Source organism: Methanobacterium petrolearium (assembly GCF_017873625.1).
In the GTDB taxonomy this organism is placed as follows: Archaea; Methanobacteriota; Methanobacteria; order Methanobacteriales; family Methanobacteriaceae; genus Methanobacterium; species Methanobacterium petrolearium.
Genome location: NZ_JAGGKL010000004.1, coordinates 22,593 through 39,716 on the forward strand (window position 1 = coordinate 22,593; position 17,124 = coordinate 39,716).

The following is a 17,124-nucleotide window of genomic DNA, read 5'->3' on the forward strand; positions in this document are numbered from 1 at the left end:
CTGTGAGTACGGCATGTGAGTTTAGAATAATTGTTGGGTGTTTAATTGATGGAAATAGCTATAGGGGTATTTTTGCGGATATAAGTACAATAGTTATTTCCATTGGATACTCAATACCTTTTTTCGTACTCTGAACGTTTAAAAACTATTTTAAATTGGGTTCCATGGCTCCTATCCAGTTTTATATCACCATTTAACTGGATAATTAAAGTGTTAACTAGTTTTAAACCCAATGATTCTGTATTCTTGAAGTCTAAATCTTCAGGGAACCCTATACCTGTATCACTAATTTTGAGTTCATAATAATCACCATCTTCAACAGTATCATATGTTTTGAGTGATAAAACTACTTCACCATTCATTCCTACAGGAAAAGCATGTTTTAAGCTGTTGGAGACAAGTTCACTTATTATAAGTCCACATGGTATTGCAGTTTCAATATTTAAAACCACATCCTCCACATTGATTACTGATCTAATCCTGTCCTCAGGGATATGGTATGAATAAAACAGTTCTGATACCAGTGTGCGAACGTAGTTATCAAATTTGATACTGGTCAAATCAGGGGATTGATACAATTTTTCATGGATCATGGCCATGGATCTAACCCGGTTCTGACTCTCCTTTAATATATCAACTGCAACTTCATCATCAACATATTGCATTTGCAGATTAAGCAAGCTAGATATAATCTGCATATTATTTTTGACTCTATGATGAATTTCTTTAATTAACACCTCTTTTTCTGAAACTGAATCTTTTAGCTTATCTGTGGTAATCTTCATCTCGGTTATATCTGTGGCAATGGCTAAAATTGAACAAATTTCACCCTCCTTCTCCAATGGAACCATTTTCAATTCAATCCAACTGTGACCACCCTTTTTATTGTAGATTTTACATTGAAAAACCTGCACAGTCCGTTTTTCTATGGCAATACTGAATTTTTCCCTTTGCAACACGGCATCCTCTTCAGGGAATAGACCTAACCCTGTGAAGTCTTCACCAATCAGTTTTCCTTTAGTAACTCCCATAAAATCCAAAGCAGCATTATTCAAATCTAAAATAATACCATTTAAATCTAGGAGAATAGTGTAAGCAGGGTCTGATTCAAAAAGAGTGCGATATTTTTCTTCACTATCCCTTAATGCTTCTTCCATTTCTTTACGTGCTTGAACTGGATGAGTGGTAACCACTACACCTTCCACACCAGGAACATCGATCATGTTCTGGGAAATAGTCTCGACTGAGAGATAGTCCCCATCAGCCTTTTGAATCCGGAATTCAGTTGGAATTCCTGGATTACGATCCTGGTAAACTTCGTCCAGGTCTTCTTTAACCTGGGCACGATCATCAGGATGTATGAAATCCAGGGGATCTTTACCAATGAAAAACCCTTTTGGATAGCCTAAAATACGTTGTGAAGAATGAGAATCGAAGATTATGTGCCCTTCACTGTCCAGTATGCGGATGATATCTGTTGAGTTATAGATCAAGGCTCGGAATTTTTCTTCACTTTGCTTTAGAACTTTTTCAGAATTCTTTCGTTCTGATATATCACGGATAAAAGTCTCCAGACCCTGAATTTGTTTCTGATCATCCCAGTAGAATTGGGAATTTATTGATGCCCAGAATGATGTGCCATCTTTCTTACGGCCTTTTTCTTCAAAATCCCCTACCTTTCCCTGTTTTTTTATTTTTTCAAGAATTATAATTCTGTTTTCAGGATTTTCAAATAATGATTCAGTGGGGATGCCTATCATTTCATTGGGGAAATTATATCCATACATCTTTGCCGCAGATGGGCTTGCCATTAATATGTTTCCATCCATATCCGATTGTATATATGCATCCTGAAGATTTTCAAGGATATTGCGGAACTTTGCTTCATTGGTTTTTAATTCAAGTTCTGCCTCTTTACGATCTGTAACATCTTCAAGAGTTTCTATTGCTCCGGTAACTTCTCCTTTAAAATTTTTGATAGTTGTGGCAGTGAAGTATAACCATTTGCCTCCCTTACCTACCCTCGGAAAAAAATCAGTTCCTTCATATGCTCCTTCTAATACTTCAGATTTCTCATAGTTACCATGATACCACTGTGAAAGATCTTCTAAATCACCATCCCGGAGCAAATCAACCATACATGGCCTTTTTTCATCATAAAAAGCTTTCCAGTGATTTTTAGTCCCAACAATCTCCTCAGCCTTAATTCCACTGTATTTTTCCAGTGATTTGTTCCAGTAGATAACTTCATGATTTTTATCCAAAACAAACTGGGGAATAGGAGAGCCATGTATTATTCCCCTCAATCGTTGCTCAACTTCATGCTTGGAAATGGCCAATTCTATTGTATTTTTAAGAATTAATGGATCAAAAGGTTTTATTAAATATCCATAGGGTCCTGTGAATTTAGCTCTTTCAATGGTAGACTCTTCAGAATGAGCAGTTAAATATATTATTGGTATGTCGAGTGATTTTATTTCTGATGCAACATCAATACCATTTATTTGTCCATTTAAAACTATGTCCAATAAAATAATATCAGGGATAATCTCTTTCGCCTTCAAAATAGCTTCTTCACCATAAGCAGCAACATAAGGTACCTGGTAACCATAAGCTTCCAAAGTTCTCTTGATGTCTAAGGCTTCTATGCTTTCATCCTCTACCAATAGGATTTTAACATCAGGCATTCCATCCCCTTACTGATTTATGTAGTTAAAGGTATTTGTTTTTAGTGGAAAAAATATTATCATTTAAAAATTTTCATGTTTCACTGCATCCTCAGGGCAGTTATCCACACACATACCACAGAGTATGCAGTTTTCGGTATCTTTCACTATGGGAATAAAATCATCATCCTCCTGTTGGAATATTCCCACCGGACAGTTGGTCACACAGGTCCCACACTTAGAACATAAATCTGGATGGATTTTTATATCAGGCATTTCTTTTCCCCACAAAAATGAGATGGGTTAATTTAGTTAAAATAGGTTTTCACTTAGTAATCTACCAATTAATGGATTTATTACCCGTAACTAACATCACTCCACCCATCGGGAATATGCCAAAAATGGAAATTTGACAAAATAGGTATTTTTCGATTCTCCCATATAGGCTGAGTAGTGAAAATAGGACCATTTCTCTGATTATTCATTTTTATCATAAAGTTATGATAAATTCCATCATGAATTCTGCAGATATTGATATTCAAATAATCCATCAAGAAGATAGTATTCTATTTACCCACCATTCTGTTATGTATCATCATTGATGGCAAAAATTTGTAGGTTATCAAGAAACTGTTCTAGTTATATCCAAAAAATTAGTTATATCCGAAAAATTCTTTGATGTTATTGAGGAATGGTCTGAAGTTATCCTAGAAAATTTCTTCAACTGGGTTTCAGTTCATTAGTTTATACAACATATGATCATATTCGCAAGTATACCATCAGGATGTTCACAAGTATAAGATCATGATATTCGCAAGTATATGATTTGATGTTTGCATCTAGTCCTGAATGAATTCAATCACAACTCCAGTTAATTCTTCCAGTGATTGTACAAATTCCCGAAATGTGGAAGGGTAACTGTTAGCACCGTAAGATTCAATTCTCAAATCATCGTACATGATGTGTATTTCCCATTCATCCCCTTCCAGGCAAGCATCCAAACAGGTCATAATGTATTGCTCATACCAGTCCCAGATTTTTATGTCATCCATACGGTGCCAGAAATCCAGCCATTCACTGGTATTGGGAGTTATATTTTCCTGTATATCCAGCTGATCATCTGAAAATTGTTTTAAAACTAGATGATTATCATCCCATTTTAAATTAAACAGATAATTTCTATTTTTATTTTCATAACTTACCATGAATTGGTTTGGATGGGATTCTTTCATCTTATAATCACCTGATTATCAGTAATGTGAAATTTCATAGGCGACTGAATAATCAAGGATCTATTTCTCATATTTTCCAAAAAACTCATCCCATTTTTCCTTTCCAAAGATGCTTATGAATTTTTCTTTATCTTCAGAAGAATACTGGAATGCTTCCGGTCTTTTGTACCTTTTTTCGGCATTTATAATTTCTGATTGATGTATTAACTCAGGATCTGGTTTATTTGATGGAACACAATAGGAGTATGTCTTTTTTATGAGTTCCAGGCGTTCATCTGAGTACCAGACTCGGTTAGCTGCATATTCATTCCGGAAGGTTTCATGGGTAAATACATCATCCCAGACCATTTGGAAGTAATCCTGGAAGATTTTCTCCCTGGCCTTGAGAATTCCGGGGTTACATTCCTGGGTGCGCTTAATATTTTTCATGGTATATGTTTTGCCCCTCAGATCTGCCCAACGTTCATCGTAGGGTGCGAAGCTGCAGAAGGAGTCCAGCCAGTCATAAACATTTTCAAGCATCTTCTCCCATAAGCGTGTAATTATGTTCCATTGGTTAATACGAGGAGCATACTCCCAATCGATTTTTTGTCTTTCCAATCCAAATTCAAAGCTATCAGCCACCTGAAATGGTGAACGGGACGCCAGTTCATCGTGGACTTTTAGGATCTTATCGTGTTTTTCCACCTCAAGTGGCAGGTGCATGAATTCAGCAAAGGTTTTATCAGAAATTATGGCTTTTCTAGCAACTATATCTCCCTCCATCGCCTTGTAAAGTCTCTTTTCCTCTGCAATTCTTAAAAACACAGGGTAGGATACTCCTGATTTTCCAAGTTCAATTAACTCTTCAATGGGGGCTTTTAAGATTTCATAGTTAGGATGATCCTCTAAAGTTTTTATTGCATTCTCATAGGCTTGCAATGTTTTTTCCAGGAGCAGTTCATCTCCCCCGCCAGCTGAGTATTCTTCTTTGACCATGCCCGAGATGGTTTCTGAGTAAGCGTTACTAAACTCGATAAACAGGTTTTCTGTGGTTAGTTTTGCTGTGAAATCCATAATATCATCAGTTTCCTGGGCCAATGCTTCCATTCTGTTTAAAGCTTCACTCATGGCCTGGAATGATTCGCCTTCTGCTCCTTTCTCTTCCATCTCCCTGTACATATTACGGTAGGTGTCCAGGATGGAATCTGCCATTGCTTTATCCACAGGCATGTTTAGATCCCCCTGTAGGTTTTGAACTGTTCTATTCTCTTTTTTAGGATTTCATCAGGTATGGGGATTAGTCTGCGGTGTCTTTCCTCCCATATGAGGTCAAAGTTGTACTGCCAGTGGGGATCCCATTTATGGGCATTGGGAACCACTGATTCTATCCAATCTTCCTGGCCCATATTGAGAAGTTCCTGGGGATAATCCTGGTTGATCTCCTTTTTCCATTCATCAGGTACCTCTGCAGACTGGAAAACCTCTATTTCCTCTAAAGCTAATAGATCATAGTAAATGTATTCTGTTAAAAGATCCAGAGTGATCTCAATACTTACTTCGCCCTCAATCTCAGAAACAGTGTCTGTCAGTTCCAGGTCAGTTTTAACTGTATCAATAATATCAAGAATTCTTAATGGTGCGTGTAAACGTATTTTTTCTTTTAATTCCAGGTATAATTTTTTCCTTGCTGTTTCCTGGTCTTTAACAAGGGCTATTGCGTTTTCAACAGCCAAATTCCCTTCTTCTACCTTGCGGCCAAATTCATCCAGGTTCTCTGAATTGGCTATTGCATCGTATAATGCCTTTTCAGACTGGTAGGAGTATGGATACAGGTGGTTGTCCTCATATTTCTTCAATCTTGCCTTATAATATTCCATGTATTCTTGATGTGTTTTTTCCAATTTAGCCCCTCCTTAGTTTAGTTTATCTATGCTTCATTAAAATAAGCATTCCCATTGGTGTAACATCTCCTATGTTTGAAGCGGATTTCCATTGAACTACAAATTCATCCAATGAGATTGTTATTAAAATAAGAGTTTCTCGGGATTATCCTGGCACATAATGGTTATTTCTCTCCAGGAAATCCCATGTTTTAACATACTGTTAATCATCATCTGCATCCCCAGTACTGGGCTGGGATTGTGTTTCTGGCCGAAATCTGTGGCCAGGATGCAATGTTTGCTTCCCACTTCCTTTATGGTCTCTACCATAATCAGAGGGTCGAGTCTATCATGTTGCGGCATGGTGGCTACCCAGCAGTGCTCCAGGTATGCTTGACGAGCCATTTCTTTTTGTTCATCCAGAGATGCTCCCACCACACTGGTAAGGGGATGGTTTATCAATATTTTTTCTACACCTATACTGCGGCACTCATCCAAAACACAGAATATGTCCGGTGGTTTTAAATGGCCTGTGGCCAGAACCAGATTATGTTCCTTTACATGATGTAATATATCCTGCAAGGGTTCTTGTTCTATTCTAATATCATGATGGTGGATGGTGGGTAACCAGACTATTTTACCACCCATCAAAGCAGCGGTCCTAACTGCATCCTGGTTTAATCCACCCGCAGGAAGGTTTAGTGTGACACCACCCCAAACCGGGAACCCGGTTAATCTACGCACCAGGTAAGCCCTGCCAACAGTGGATTCTACATGGGATTTAAGTACAATGGCCTTCATTCCACTTTTTTTAGCGTCCAGAGCTGCTTCATAATCATCTAAGAGCCTTGGTTTTACATCAGGGTTGGTGTGGATATGCATATCAATGATGCCCTTGAGAATACCATTTTCCGGATTTTTCAGCCTAAACTCCCCTTAAAACATTTTCTAGTTTGATAGGTCCATATGGCACACTTTTCGGGTGTTCCCAAATGAAAGTTAATTTCTTGCGTGTTTTTACTTGCAAAATTCATTTTTTGCGTGTTTCTTCGTACAAATTTGCTCCGGTGGAGTCCATTGCAACTATCAACGGGCCAAAGTTTTCAACTTCCAGTTCCCAGATAGCTTCAGGCACACCCAGATCCAGCCAATGCACTCCTTTAACTTTGTTCACTGAACTAACATACAAAGCAGCACAGCCTCCAACTGCCGCCAGGAAAACAGCTCCATTTCGTTTTAGTGCTTCAGAAGTTCCATCATCCATGCCCCCTTTTCCAATTACAGCCAGTGCACCTTTGTCCAGAATTTCTGCCTGATAAGGATTCATTCGGGTGCTGGTGGTTGGGCCCACTGCCACCATCTCATAATCATCATCATGCCGTCTTATTATGGGTCCAGCATGGAATATAACCGCCCCATCCAGGATGACTGGTGATCCCTCCTGGATCATGCGCTGGTGAGCACTGTCTCTAGCCGTGTAAATGGTTCCGGATATATAAACTGAGTCTTTAATTCTTAATTTCCGAGTTTCTTCTCTATTTAAGGGTGTTTTGAGATTGAATATCATAGTGCACCATACAAAATTTTTATTCTAACTCTGAGCAATGAAATGAAAACTTTCGTTGACTTATGCTGTTACAGAAACATTATTTTCAATGTATCAATCTAATATATCCATTTAGTACAAATATTATCTTTTTTAAATAGGTTATAAAAACAAGTAATTTCTATCAAATAAAATATGAATTTATCACTGCAATTGAAAGAATAGCAAGTAAAATGATAATTATCACACTTAACAAAAAGGTGGGGTCTGTCTGGTTATAAAAACTGAAAATTCTATCTATAAATGTTTGATTTTTGACACTGGCCCTTTTTTTGGCAATATTACTCATTAAACGTTCTTCTTCCAGGACAACATTAAAATATTCCTTTTTTCTGCTTACATCTGAATCGTTTTTTTTATTAGATTCGTTTCCTAGAAGATTATTATCTAGAATATCCCATAAACTCTCTTCTTTCTGCGTATTTTCTATGAAATCATCGTCCATTTGAACTTTAGGGAAAATGTTCAGTAAATTTTCCCTCCTTTCCAATATTCTGGCTTGAAATTGATCTAAGGCTTTTTTGTTCTGGTTAAGGTTGCTGATCTTTTGATCCAATTCTTTTCTGGTTTTACAAAATTCTAATGGATTACCACACTCACATTTAGCAAAATCACGATGAGATTCACTATTTTTGAGTTTGTAATGTCCCCCACAGTGATTGCAAAAGAGATAACCATTCTCAATGATCACTGTTTTGGATGATTTTTTCCCATTTAAAACCATGAAAACACCTTAACCCCTTTTTATCATATTTTCAGTATAAACATTTCCTAAGACCAATTACATGAAAAAGGGGAAATAATGGCAGTATGTTATTTTCCATGCACGTACATCTATTGCCTTTTTTAGTTTACAGTAACTTTTATAATTTGATATAAATTAATCTTTTTGTATTTTTAACGGTTTTTTTAAAAGATCAATTCATGCCCCCCTTCAGTGAAAAACATGAACAACGATAATAGGTTCTATTATGATCATTTATGTTCACAGAATAAGATATCCTGAAAACTATAATACAATAAAAAGATAAATTTAACAAAAGATCATGAAATAATTTAGTTATTCCTGCTAATTTTAAAGATGGGTTAAGCTGATGTTTTAAAGGAAGAATGATAGTCATATACCTTTACATTACATTACATTTCTTTAGTTTACAATACATGTAACTGAACTTCTTGAGATTTAAAAAAAATCCCGAAAAAATTAATCAAATTCTGTTAAACCCTTAGAAAAAATGCAATATTCTACTGCTAACATCAATAGCAAAATAATAGTAATACTATTTAATATATATTTAATATAAATTTTTGGTTAACTATTCTTCCATTAACAGCTACCACTTTTGACAATAGAAATAAAAGCATTCTCGCTGGTTTACCCAATTTAGACTCCTTTAACTAAAAAACCATTTCTTTATGGTGAAAAAAGCAATGAAATAATAAGAAATAATATAACAATGTTAGAATAATCCCACAATAACTTCAAATAAGAACTATAAATAAAAATAAGAGACTTAATATATTAAGTTCATTAACATTTACATTCTGAGTATTTTCAGATTAAATTAGAGGTGACTTATGTCTGCTGTTGATAACATTACTAACCTTTCCAAGTACCTGGTGACCATTCCCCCTAGTAAATTTTCGGTTCTAACCATGATCTTCCTTAGCTTTGCCACTGGAGCCATAGCAGGATATTTAGAACCACAAGTCTCCCTATTCGATAGCATTGTATATGGTGGATCTGCAGGTTTTCTGATCTTTGGAATAACATCCATTATGGACGGTGCAATAACCCAACCCTTAATTAACAGCATGGAAGGTCGACGTTACATGAAAATGAAACATTCCATGTTCATCTCCCTGATAACCATGGTATTAGTGGCTATGGTATATGTTATAGGCAGCCTGATCTCAACTTTTACTGTTTACAGTTACATCATTGATGCACTGATACTGGGATGTGCCCTGGCCTTTGGTCTGCGAACCTTCATCATCTGGGGAACCTCTAACATTGGTGCCGTGCGATCCATTTTAGTATCAACCATTCAACCAATCCTTATATTAAGTATGGTGGTGGTTTTAGTCTTTTTAACCAGCATCAGCACGAACATTGGCCCTTTCAGCATCATAATAGTGGCATTGAAAGGGATCGTAGCAGGATTAATAATAATCATTGCTATCTACTCTTTTATACTGGTAATTGAATCACCCATCCGCCGAAACCTGGGGGTTGGTGGTCTGGAACTTTTATCATTGTTTATAGCACAATACTCCGAAGGTTCCAAGGCCATGGAAAAACTCTTTGAAGATATGGGTGAACCAATCGACACCCTGGTGGGTTTGGTTAGTTTCAAGGGAAAAAATGGTATTAAGGGACTTTTCATATCTCCCTGCGTACATCCTGGTCCGGTGGGGACCATTGGAGGAGGTAACATGCCAACACAGTTAGCAAATAGTTTAGAAACTTTTGCAATGGTGAGTCACGGGCCATCAACCCACGACTTCAACCCAGTTAGCTCCAGAGAAATCTGCAAAATAAAAAAAGTAATCGAAAATGCCCTGAACGAAATGGAATATTCAAAAAAAGCCAGTCCTTTTATCAGAGTAGGGAGTGAAGATGCTAAACTAGGTGTCCAGTACTTTGGAGATGATTTACTAATTTTGGCCACATTTGCACCCATGGGATTCGACGATATCGACTTTGGGGTGGGTTTATCCCTAATCAAAGCAGCCCAGGGTCATACCAAAGCAGAAAATGTGGTATTGGTGGACTGCCACAACTCATTTAAAGGAGAATCCGGACGTGTGCTACCTGGAAATCCAGAAGTATTCCAGCTTTTAGATGCAATCGAAAAACTCGAGAAAACTGAAGAAAAAGAGTTTAAGATGGGATGTGCCAGTGACCCCATTCCAGAACTGGAAAAAAATAGTGGTGTTGGTCAAAGCGGAGTCAAAGTAATGGTTTTAGATGTTAATGGGCAGAAAACTGCTTACATTCTTATGGATGCCAACAACATGGTCATTGGATTCCGGGATGAAATATTAGATGCAGTACAAAAAACAGGAGTAGATTGTGCTGAAGTTATGACCACCGACACCCACTTTGTCAACACACTTTCCGGGGGCCATAATCCCCTGGGAACAAAAGAACGCGATCTGATCATCGAAAAAATAACAGAAAGTGTGCAAAATGCTTTAAATGACCTTGAACCAGTGATGGCTGGTGCTAAGATGATGAAAGTATCAAATATTAACACCCTTGGTCCCACCCACGCCACTGAACTGGTAACCACCATCAGCTCCATAGTTGCAGTGAGCAGGATCGTTGCCCCCCTGATTTTTGTGCTGGCACTGATCTTTGTCTTTATCTGGATATTCTACTGGACATTCTAATATGATTCTACTGGACATTCAATTAATATAAAAAACCATAATATAACAATAAGAAGATGATAAAATATTGGAAAGAAATTAAGTTTAAAAAAGAAAAAAAGTTTTTAAATTAAAGATATTTGAAAAATATTTTGAAATAAATGGTTTGGGGTTTTAAACAAAATTAGATGTTATAGAGAATTACCCATACCACTACCCATAAAAAGAAGAATGGTACAATCCCGCTCCATAACCAGCCTTTAAATCCTCCCACTTCTTCCTTGCCAAAGATCCGTTCGGATATTTGACCACCTATATAAAGGATGATCAATCCTGCCAGGACTGCGAGAGCTTCATTTTTACCCAGACCTGGAATACCGCCTGTTGAAAGTAAAGCTGATATGTAACCGGCAACAATGGCTAGTGCAGCGTGTATACTTGTAACTTTAACTTCTATTTCCATAGTTTTCCTCCATTTTACATATTTAGTTATTAATCATATAATATAAGTAAGGTGTTTTCCATGAAAGCCATGTCCAATGTTGATCTTTACGCAATATCCCATGAACTCAATGAAACCCTCAAAGATGCCAGGGTGCAGAAAGCATACCAGCCCACCAAGGACACTGTAATCATACGCTTCCACGTTCCAGGAAAAGGAAGAGTTGATGTAGCGTTTCAAGCAGGTTTAAGGGTACACACCACCCAGTATCCACCAGAAAACCCTAAAGTTCCCCCTGCATTCCCAATGTTACTGCGTAAGCATTTAAAAAATGCCACAGTAACTATGGTGAGGCAACATAACTTTGACCGTATCCTAGAAATTGACATCCAGAAGGAACATCGCTTTACTCTGGTTGTTGAACTTTTCTCCCAAGGCAATATAATACTTTTGGATGAAGACAACCGGATAATTTTACCCCTGAAACACCGCCATGCCCAGGGTCGGAAGATAACCTCTAAGGAAGAATACCATTATCCTCCGGAACGAGGTATACACCCATTGAATGTTGAACTTGAAGAGTTGAAAACTTTATTTGAGAATTCTGACAGTGATCTTATCCGAACATTGGCGAGAAGCGGTTTGGGTGGAATGTATTCCGAGGAAATTTTTCTGCGTTCTGGTGTGGATAAAAAAAAGCCAGCCAACCAAACCAGTGCAAATGAAATTGAATCAATCCACCAGAGCATGATGGAACTTTTCAACCCCCTTAAAACCTACCAATTTCAGCCCCAGATCGTTCGTGAAGTCATAAAAAATGAAGAAAATGATAAAGGAAAAGAGAATGGTAAGGAAATAGGGGATAAAAAGGGTAAAGAAGATGTTCTTCCCCTTGATATTTTAACCTACAAAAATTTCCAGAAAGAACGTTTTGATACCTTTAACCAGGCTGCAGATGAATTCTACAGTGCAAAGGTTGGTGCTGGTATTAAAAAGGTTCAGGAAGATATATGGGCCAAACAAGTGGGCAAATATGAAAAAAGGCTCCGTATACAAGAGGAGAGTCTGGAAAAATTCCAAAAAACCGTGATTCAATCAAAAAAGAGGGGAGATCTTCTCTATTCACATTACTCTGAAGTTCAAAACATCCTTGATATAATTCACCAGGCCAGGGAGAAGTTTTCATGGGCTGAAATTGCATCAAAACTGAAAAAAGGCCGTAAAGAAGGTATGCAAGAAGCGCAAAGTATTGAATCTCTGGATAAAATGGGTGTCCTTACTTTGAATCTTGAGGGAGAAGGAGTGATGGTGGACTCCAATCTGGAGATCCCTGAAAATGCAGAGAAATATTACAACAAAGGCAAAAAGGCAAAAAGGAAGATTAAAGGAGTTAATATTGCCATTGAACGCACCAAAAAAGATGTGGATAGAATGAGGAATAAAAGGGAATTGGCCCTGGAAAAGGTTCAACTTCCCCAGAAAAGGGTTCGTAAACCTCTTAAATGGTTCGAAAAACTGAGATGGTTCCTATCTTCAGATGGACTTTTGGTGGTTGGTGGTCGGGATGCCGGGACCAATGAACTGGTGGTGAAACGTTACCTGGACAATCAGGATATCTATTTGCACTCAGATATCCATGGCGCCCCCTCTGTGGTTATCAAGAAGGGTGAAAGTGAAATTCCTGAGGAAAGTATTCAAGAAGCAGGTCACATGGCTGCATCCTTTTCCAGTGCCTGGAGTAAAGGTTACGGTTCTCAGGATGTTTACTGGGTTCACCCGGAACAGGTTTCCAAAACACCCCAGTCAGGTGAATTCGTGGCCAGGGGTGCATTCATAATAAGGGGCACCAGGAATTATCTCCGGGGAATACCCCTGAAGATAGCCGTGGGTATTGTTGATTATGAGGGTGAAAGAATAATGGCAGGACCCCAAGAAGCAGTTTCTAAGTACACTGATAATTACGTGGTTTTAAAGCCAGGTTTCACCAAAAAAGAGGAAATTGCCCGATCAGTTCTTAAAAAAATCGATCCTGATCATGTTTTAACTTTGGAAGATGTTATCCGGGTCTTACCATCAGGTAAGTGTGATTTTGTGTAAAATAACGGCAAAAAAATAAAATAAGAAGGAAATAAAAAAAGGATGTATTGAGAAAAAATTGTTAATTAAGACCTTATTTAGTTAAGACCACACAATTATTATTAAGACCTTCTTTTATCCTTATTCTTCTTTTTAAGAATATAATTAATGTCAATAAGGTATTTCCCTTCCTCATCAGAGACTATTACTGATTCATCAGCCATTATAGATTCTAGGTTCAGTTCATAAACTCCCTGTTCATGGACCAGGATTGTCTCAACAGAATTGCCTTTGCTTTCTTTGATCTCTTTTACTTTTCCATCTTGATGGAATTCAAAGAATTTACTGCCACAGTTAGGGCAGCCCTTGAGTAAAAGGTCTTCTGAATCCTGGAATTCATGACCACACTTAATACATCGATGCATCACTATCACCGAGGCTTGCTACCATTGATAGGAAGTTCGATTTCCTTTTCACCTGTTTCATGATGTTTGCAGGTCCAATTATGGTTATACCCACAGTTTTCTTCTTTGAAAGGCCGAAGAATGAGGTTTCATCCTTTTCCAGGGTGTAGATATCTATGCCCACAAAGTTTTCCACATCGATTTCACGCATGGTGGTTTCAATGAGCTCTGCTTCTTCTTCAGGCTCCAAACCACCCTCTATTACCAGAACTTCGCCTTTTTTCACTTTTTCCACGATCATGAATATTTTTTCAATACTGCTTTGATCTTTAAGGGCATCATATGAAATGAAATCCATCTTCAGAATGTTTGTATCTTCATCCATGAAAATCACCCCTTAGTTGAACTTCTCCACCATTGCCTGGTAGAGTTCATCAATGTTGTCTCCATTGAGGGCGGATATTCCCACCACTTTATGCTGGGGAAACACAGATAGAATTCTTCCTGTGTTTGATTCAGGCAGATCCACCTTATTGGCCACCACCACAAAGGGTATGTTACGTGCCTCTAAATTCCCAATTATGGTTATGTTGGCCTGGGTTAAAGGGTCTTTAGTTGAGTCCACAACTAAAAGAACACCAGTAACATCATCCAACCATTTAATAGCTTCTATTATGCCTTTAGTGGCTTCTTTTGCTCTTTCTTTGGCTTCTTCCTTGGATAAACCATACTCTAGGAAATTTTTATAATCAATTTTGGTGGCTATTCCGGGGGTGTCAATGATATCAAAGTCCAGTTCAACCCCATCATAGTTAAGGGAAACTCTTTCCTGCCGATAAACTTTTCGGGTTTCGTGAGGAATTTCTGAAACAAGTCCCAGGGATTTTCCTATCCAATCCTTGGTCATCCGGTTCGCCAGGGTTGTTTTTCCTGAGTTTGGATGTCCATAGAATCCTATTTTAAGTTTTTTTTCCTTTCCAATTAGTTTGTTAAAAATGTCTCTGAAAAATTTTTTTCTGAAAATTCTTTGCATGATATCAACCATTTAATCACTCTTGTAGGTGGCAAATAAACAAATCTTGCGTAACATTCTGATATTCGTAAAGTAATCTCGTGTGAAATTTTGATATAAATAAACTTATCTGGTGTACACCTAATAGGAATTATTTATTGTGTGCAAATTCTAATATAAATAAACTATCATGTGTGTATTCTAATATAATAAATTAATGACTGATGTATTATGGAAAATGAACTAATTCCTGCAGAAGTTTAAAAAGAATAGGTAATAATGTGGTGGTTTTATTCTTGGTATGTTTCACCAGGTTTGAGTATGGTTACTTCAGTATCGGTGGATAGTTCAACTAATTCTTTGAATCTTTCCGGATTTTGTTCTATCACTGGGAAAGTGTTATAATGCATGGGTATTATGATTTCTGGTTTTATCCAACTGGCAGCTATGGATGCCTCCGTGATTCCCATGGTAAAACGATCCCCAATGGGGAGTAATGCGATTTGGGGTCTGTAAATATTTTTTACAACCTTTTCCATATCACCAAAAATACTGGTGTCTCCGGCATGGTAAATCCTCCTACCATTTTCAAGTTGCAGTATAAAGCCGCAAGAGCTACCACCAGGACCTATTCCTTCAATGAAGTCCATATCTGAAGAATGAATGGCGTTTACCATGGAAACTGTTATTCCTTCCACAGTAACGGTTCCCCCCATGTTCATACCTATGGTGTCTAAGTCCTGTTGAGCAAGATATACAGAATGTTCATGGTTACATATAACAGTTGCATCATTTACTTCAGCTAATTCCACTGTGTCCCCAAAATGGTCTTTATGTCCATGTGTAACGCAGATAATGTCTGCTTTTAGATCTTCTATTTCCACTGGACAGGCAGGGTTATCCCTAATAAAAGGATCAATTAAAATTTCAGTATTGGGAGTGGATATGGAAAATGCAGAATGTCCCAGCCACCTGATCTTCATTTTCTTATCTCCAGGTCAATATCTTGTGAAATGGTCCATGCATCTTCAAACATTCTTTCGATTTCCATAATCGATTTTTTATCCTTGTAGATTACTCCCACTTCATAACTTTCATAAATAGGGTCTGTGGATATGATAAGGCCATTGGCATCATCAGCCACTACCGCTACGGTGTGTACATGGGGCATTGTTCTTATATCGACATTTTTCTCCTGAAGCAGTTTTATCAGCTCCACTGAGGCATCGTCATCTAAACTAGCTTCCTGGATGATCATACGGCTTTTGGTGTCCATGAATTTTTTAAGTATGCCCACGTCAATGTTACGCACCCAAGGATACATCATCAATAAATGATTCTCCGCAGTTATGATGGTGTCTTTCATGGCTTCCTGAACGTCTTGAGCCTCAAAAGACCATATTATGCTGGGTTCTTGTGAGTCTGTTTTCAATTTATCAATTGTTCCCTTAAAAGAGTCTAAACGTTCATCGATTATGCTTTCAATGTCTTTAGCATTCTCAATGTAGTTTTCTTTTAGTTTGTCCAGCCTATTTTTAACGAACTGATCATCCCTTCCTGGGCGGGTTTGTAGTTCTTTCAAACGTTCTTTATCCGCAGTTTCCAACACAGATTTAGGGGCAGGAGGTTTAATTTTTTCTTCAGTAGGTTTTACTGGTTTTTTAACTGGTTCGGGGGTTTTTATAGGCTCTATTTTTTTACCAGCAAATTTTGCTGGGTTTTTATCTTTTTCCTCTTTTTTTACTGGGGAGATTTTTTTAGGGGTTACCTTTTTTTTACTGGCAACATCTGGAGGTGTAGAAGTTGATTTTGTAGTGTCAGCCTTTGGTTTTGCTTGCGGGGTGATGGTTTTCGGAGTTACGGCTGCTTTTTTAGGTTTTTCAACCTTTTTAGGTTCTGTTTTGTCTTTTTTAATGGTTGGTGTGATGGTTTTTGAAGGTCCGAATTTTGGTTGTTCATCGGCCTTCCGTTTAGGTTTAATTACCTTAGATTTAGACTCATCACGAGAGATTGAAGGCTTTTTTTCTTTAGGTGCTACTTTAATCGGTTTGGTTATTTTAGTAGCGGATGGTTTGGGAGATACTATCTTTTTAGGTTTTGAAGTTGCCCCCCTTGATAAATCTATTTTGCTACCAAAGAATATAAGTAAAATTAGTCCAAATACTGCTGCTATTAGGCCTACAAAGAATGCTATAGGGTTTGGTGGAATTTTTAAACCAAGATACATGAAATACAATCCGCCGATAATCAAGAGAGCCCCAAAAACGCTGACAATTAAATTGATCATCCTCATACCTCCTAGCCTTATTATGTTAGGGATTATTTATAAATTATTAGTTTCATCACACACCATTATTATCATTCTTCTAGTTTAACTCTTAAAAAATTGAATCTATAAATAAAATAGGGTCTTATCAATTATTAATATTTTCCGGATAATCATTCCAAA

At 37.5% G+C, this 17,124-nt stretch carries 16 protein-coding genes; 2 read left to right on the forward strand and 14 right to left on the reverse strand.

Translation table 11 applies throughout. The annotated features are described in order from the left end of the window. Positions 1-110: 110 nt before the first annotated feature. The 8 genes from J2743_RS04485 to J2743_RS04520 all read right to left on the reverse strand — a co-directional run bounded on the left by J2743_RS04485 (position 111) and on the right by J2743_RS04520 (position 8,090). Positions 111-2,687, reverse strand: coding sequence for a PAS domain S-box protein (locus tag J2743_RS04485; RefSeq protein WP_209625375.1), 2,577 nt, complete (start codon positions 2,685-2,687; stop codon positions 111-113). Positions 2,688-2,750: 63 nt separating this feature from the next. Beyond that, entirely contained in the window at positions 2,751-2,942 is a 192-nt protein-coding gene (locus J2743_RS04490; RefSeq protein ID WP_209625376.1) for a 4Fe-4S dicluster domain-containing protein, read from the reverse strand. A 563-nt stretch (positions 2,943-3,505) separates the two neighbouring features. After that, positions 3,506-3,898 carry a hypothetical protein gene (locus J2743_RS04495; RefSeq protein ID WP_209625377.1) on the reverse strand — a complete coding sequence of 131 codons (393 nt, stop codon included), beginning with the start codon at positions 3,896-3,898 and terminating at the stop codon, positions 3,506-3,508. Between the two features lie 60 nt (positions 3,899-3,958). Next, the gene (locus J2743_RS04500) at positions 3,959-5,110 is read right to left on the reverse strand and encodes a hypothetical protein (RefSeq protein ID WP_209625378.1); all 1,152 of its coding nucleotides are present in this window, start codon (positions 5,108-5,110) and stop codon (positions 3,959-3,961) included. A 2-nt stretch (positions 5,111-5,112) separates the two neighbouring features. After that, positions 5,113-5,781 (reverse strand): hypothetical protein, encoded by a 669-nt coding sequence (locus J2743_RS04505; RefSeq protein ID WP_209625379.1) that lies wholly within the window; start codon positions 5,779-5,781, stop codon positions 5,113-5,115. A gap of 123 nt (positions 5,782-5,904) precedes the next feature. After that, positions 5,905-6,642: a DUF6282 family protein gene (locus J2743_RS04510; RefSeq protein ID WP_209625380.1), complete on the reverse strand. Its 738-nt coding sequence runs from the start codon at positions 6,640-6,642 to the stop codon at positions 5,905-5,907. A gap of 148 nt (positions 6,643-6,790) precedes the next feature. After that, the gene (locus J2743_RS04515; RefSeq protein WP_209625381.1) at positions 6,791-7,327 is read right to left on the reverse strand and encodes a FumA C-terminus/TtdB family hydratase beta subunit; all 537 of its coding nucleotides are present in this window, start codon (positions 7,325-7,327) and stop codon (positions 6,791-6,793) included. Positions 7,328-7,490: 163 nt separating this feature from the next. Continuing rightward, entirely contained in the window at positions 7,491-8,090 is a 600-nt protein-coding gene (locus tag J2743_RS04520) for a hypothetical protein (protein ID WP_209625382.1), read from the reverse strand. 854 nt (positions 8,091-8,944) lie between these two features. Here J2743_RS04520 and J2743_RS04525 point away from each other — a divergent pair. Then, entirely contained in the window at positions 8,945-10,762 is a 1,818-nt protein-coding gene (locus J2743_RS04525; RefSeq protein WP_209625383.1) for a DUF2070 family protein, read from the forward strand. A gap of 163 nt (positions 10,763-10,925) precedes the next feature. On the opposite strand, the gene J2743_RS04530 is transcribed toward J2743_RS04525, so the two are convergent. Further along, positions 10,926-11,204, reverse strand: a complete 279-nt coding sequence (locus tag J2743_RS04530; RefSeq protein ID WP_209625384.1) for an EMC6-like membrane protein — start codon at positions 11,202-11,204, stop codon at positions 10,926-10,928. A 60-nt stretch (positions 11,205-11,264) separates the two neighbouring features. On the opposite strand from J2743_RS04530, the gene rqcH reads away from it, so the two are divergent. Continuing rightward, positions 11,265-13,280, forward strand: coding sequence for a ribosome rescue protein RqcH (rqcH, locus tag J2743_RS04535; protein ID WP_209625385.1), 2,016 nt, complete (start codon positions 11,265-11,267; stop codon positions 13,278-13,280). A 101-nt stretch (positions 13,281-13,381) separates the two neighbouring features. On the opposite strand, the gene J2743_RS04540 is transcribed toward rqcH, so the two are convergent. From J2743_RS04540 to J2743_RS04560, 5 genes are all read right to left on the reverse strand, one after another. Next, positions 13,382-13,684 carry a Zn-ribbon domain-containing protein gene (locus J2743_RS04540; RefSeq protein ID WP_209625386.1) on the reverse strand — a complete coding sequence of 101 codons (303 nt, stop codon included), beginning with the start codon at positions 13,682-13,684 and terminating at the stop codon, positions 13,382-13,384. Then, positions 13,668-14,048 (reverse strand): OapB/ArvB family protein, encoded by a 381-nt coding sequence (locus J2743_RS04545; protein WP_209625387.1) that lies wholly within the window; start codon positions 14,046-14,048, stop codon positions 13,668-13,670. Before J2743_RS04545 ends, J2743_RS04540 begins: the two co-directional genes overlap by 17 nt. Positions 14,049-14,060: 12 nt before the next feature. Further along, positions 14,061-14,708 carry an Era-like GTP-binding protein gene (locus tag J2743_RS04550; protein ID WP_209625388.1) on the reverse strand — a complete coding sequence of 216 codons (648 nt, stop codon included), beginning with the start codon at positions 14,706-14,708 and terminating at the stop codon, positions 14,061-14,063. Between the two features lie 257 nt (positions 14,709-14,965). Next, entirely contained in the window at positions 14,966-15,658 is a 693-nt protein-coding gene (locus J2743_RS04555; RefSeq protein WP_209625389.1) for a metal-dependent hydrolase, read from the reverse strand. Next, complete coding sequence (locus J2743_RS04560) at positions 15,655-16,962, reverse strand: DUF308 domain-containing protein (RefSeq protein ID WP_209625390.1); 1,308 nt, start codon at positions 16,960-16,962, stop codon at positions 15,655-15,657. Before J2743_RS04560 ends, J2743_RS04555 begins: the two co-directional genes overlap by 4 nt. Between the last annotated feature and the right edge of the window lie 162 nt (positions 16,963-17,124).

Bases quoted from the DNA above. Each gene is read 5' to 3' on its own strand.
- J2743_RS04485 (WP_209625375.1), bottom strand. From the start codon at position 2,687: ATGCCTGATGTTAAAATCCTATTGGTAGAGGATGAAAGCATAGAAGCC.
- J2743_RS04490 (WP_209625376.1), bottom strand. From the start codon at position 2,942: ATGCCTGATATAAAAATCCATCCAGATTTATGTTCTAAGTGTGGGACC.
- J2743_RS04495 (WP_209625377.1), bottom strand. From the start codon at position 3,898: ATGAAAGAATCCCATCCAAACCAATTCATGGTAAGTTATGAAAATAAA.
- J2743_RS04500 (WP_209625378.1), bottom strand. From the start codon at position 5,110: ATGCCTGTGGATAAAGCAATGGCAGATTCCATCCTGGACACCTACCGT.
- J2743_RS04510 (WP_209625380.1), bottom strand. From the start codon at position 6,642: ATGCATATCCACACCAACCCTGATGTAAAACCAAGGCTCTTAGATGAT.
- J2743_RS04515 (WP_209625381.1), bottom strand. From the start codon at position 7,327: ATGATATTCAATCTCAAAACACCCTTAAATAGAGAAGAAACTCGGAAA.
- J2743_RS04520 (WP_209625382.1), bottom strand. From the start codon at position 8,090: ATGGTTTTAAATGGGAAAAAATCATCCAAAACAGTGATCATTGAGAAT.
- J2743_RS04525 (WP_209625383.1), top strand. From the start codon at position 8,945: ATGTCTGCTGTTGATAACATTACTAACCTTTCCAAGTACCTGGTGACC.
- J2743_RS04530 (WP_209625384.1), bottom strand. From the start codon at position 11,204: ATGGAAATAGAAGTTAAAGTTACAAGTATACACGCTGCACTAGCCATT.
- rqcH (WP_209625385.1), top strand. From the start codon at position 11,265: ATGAAAGCCATGTCCAATGTTGATCTTTACGCAATATCCCATGAACTC.
- J2743_RS04540 (WP_209625386.1), bottom strand. From the start codon at position 13,684: ATGCATCGATGTATTAAGTGTGGTCATGAATTCCAGGATTCAGAAGAC.
- J2743_RS04545 (WP_209625387.1), bottom strand. From the start codon at position 14,048: ATGGATGAAGATACAAACATTCTGAAGATGGATTTCATTTCATATGAT.
- J2743_RS04550 (WP_209625388.1), bottom strand. From the start codon at position 14,708: ATGGTTGATATCATGCAAAGAATTTTCAGAAAAAAATTTTTCAGAGAC.
- J2743_RS04555 (WP_209625389.1), bottom strand. From the start codon at position 15,658: ATGAAGATCAGGTGGCTGGGACATTCTGCATTTTCCATATCCACTCCC.
- J2743_RS04560 (WP_209625390.1), bottom strand. From the start codon at position 16,962: ATGATCAATTTAATTGTCAGCGTTTTTGGGGCTCTCTTGATTATCGGC.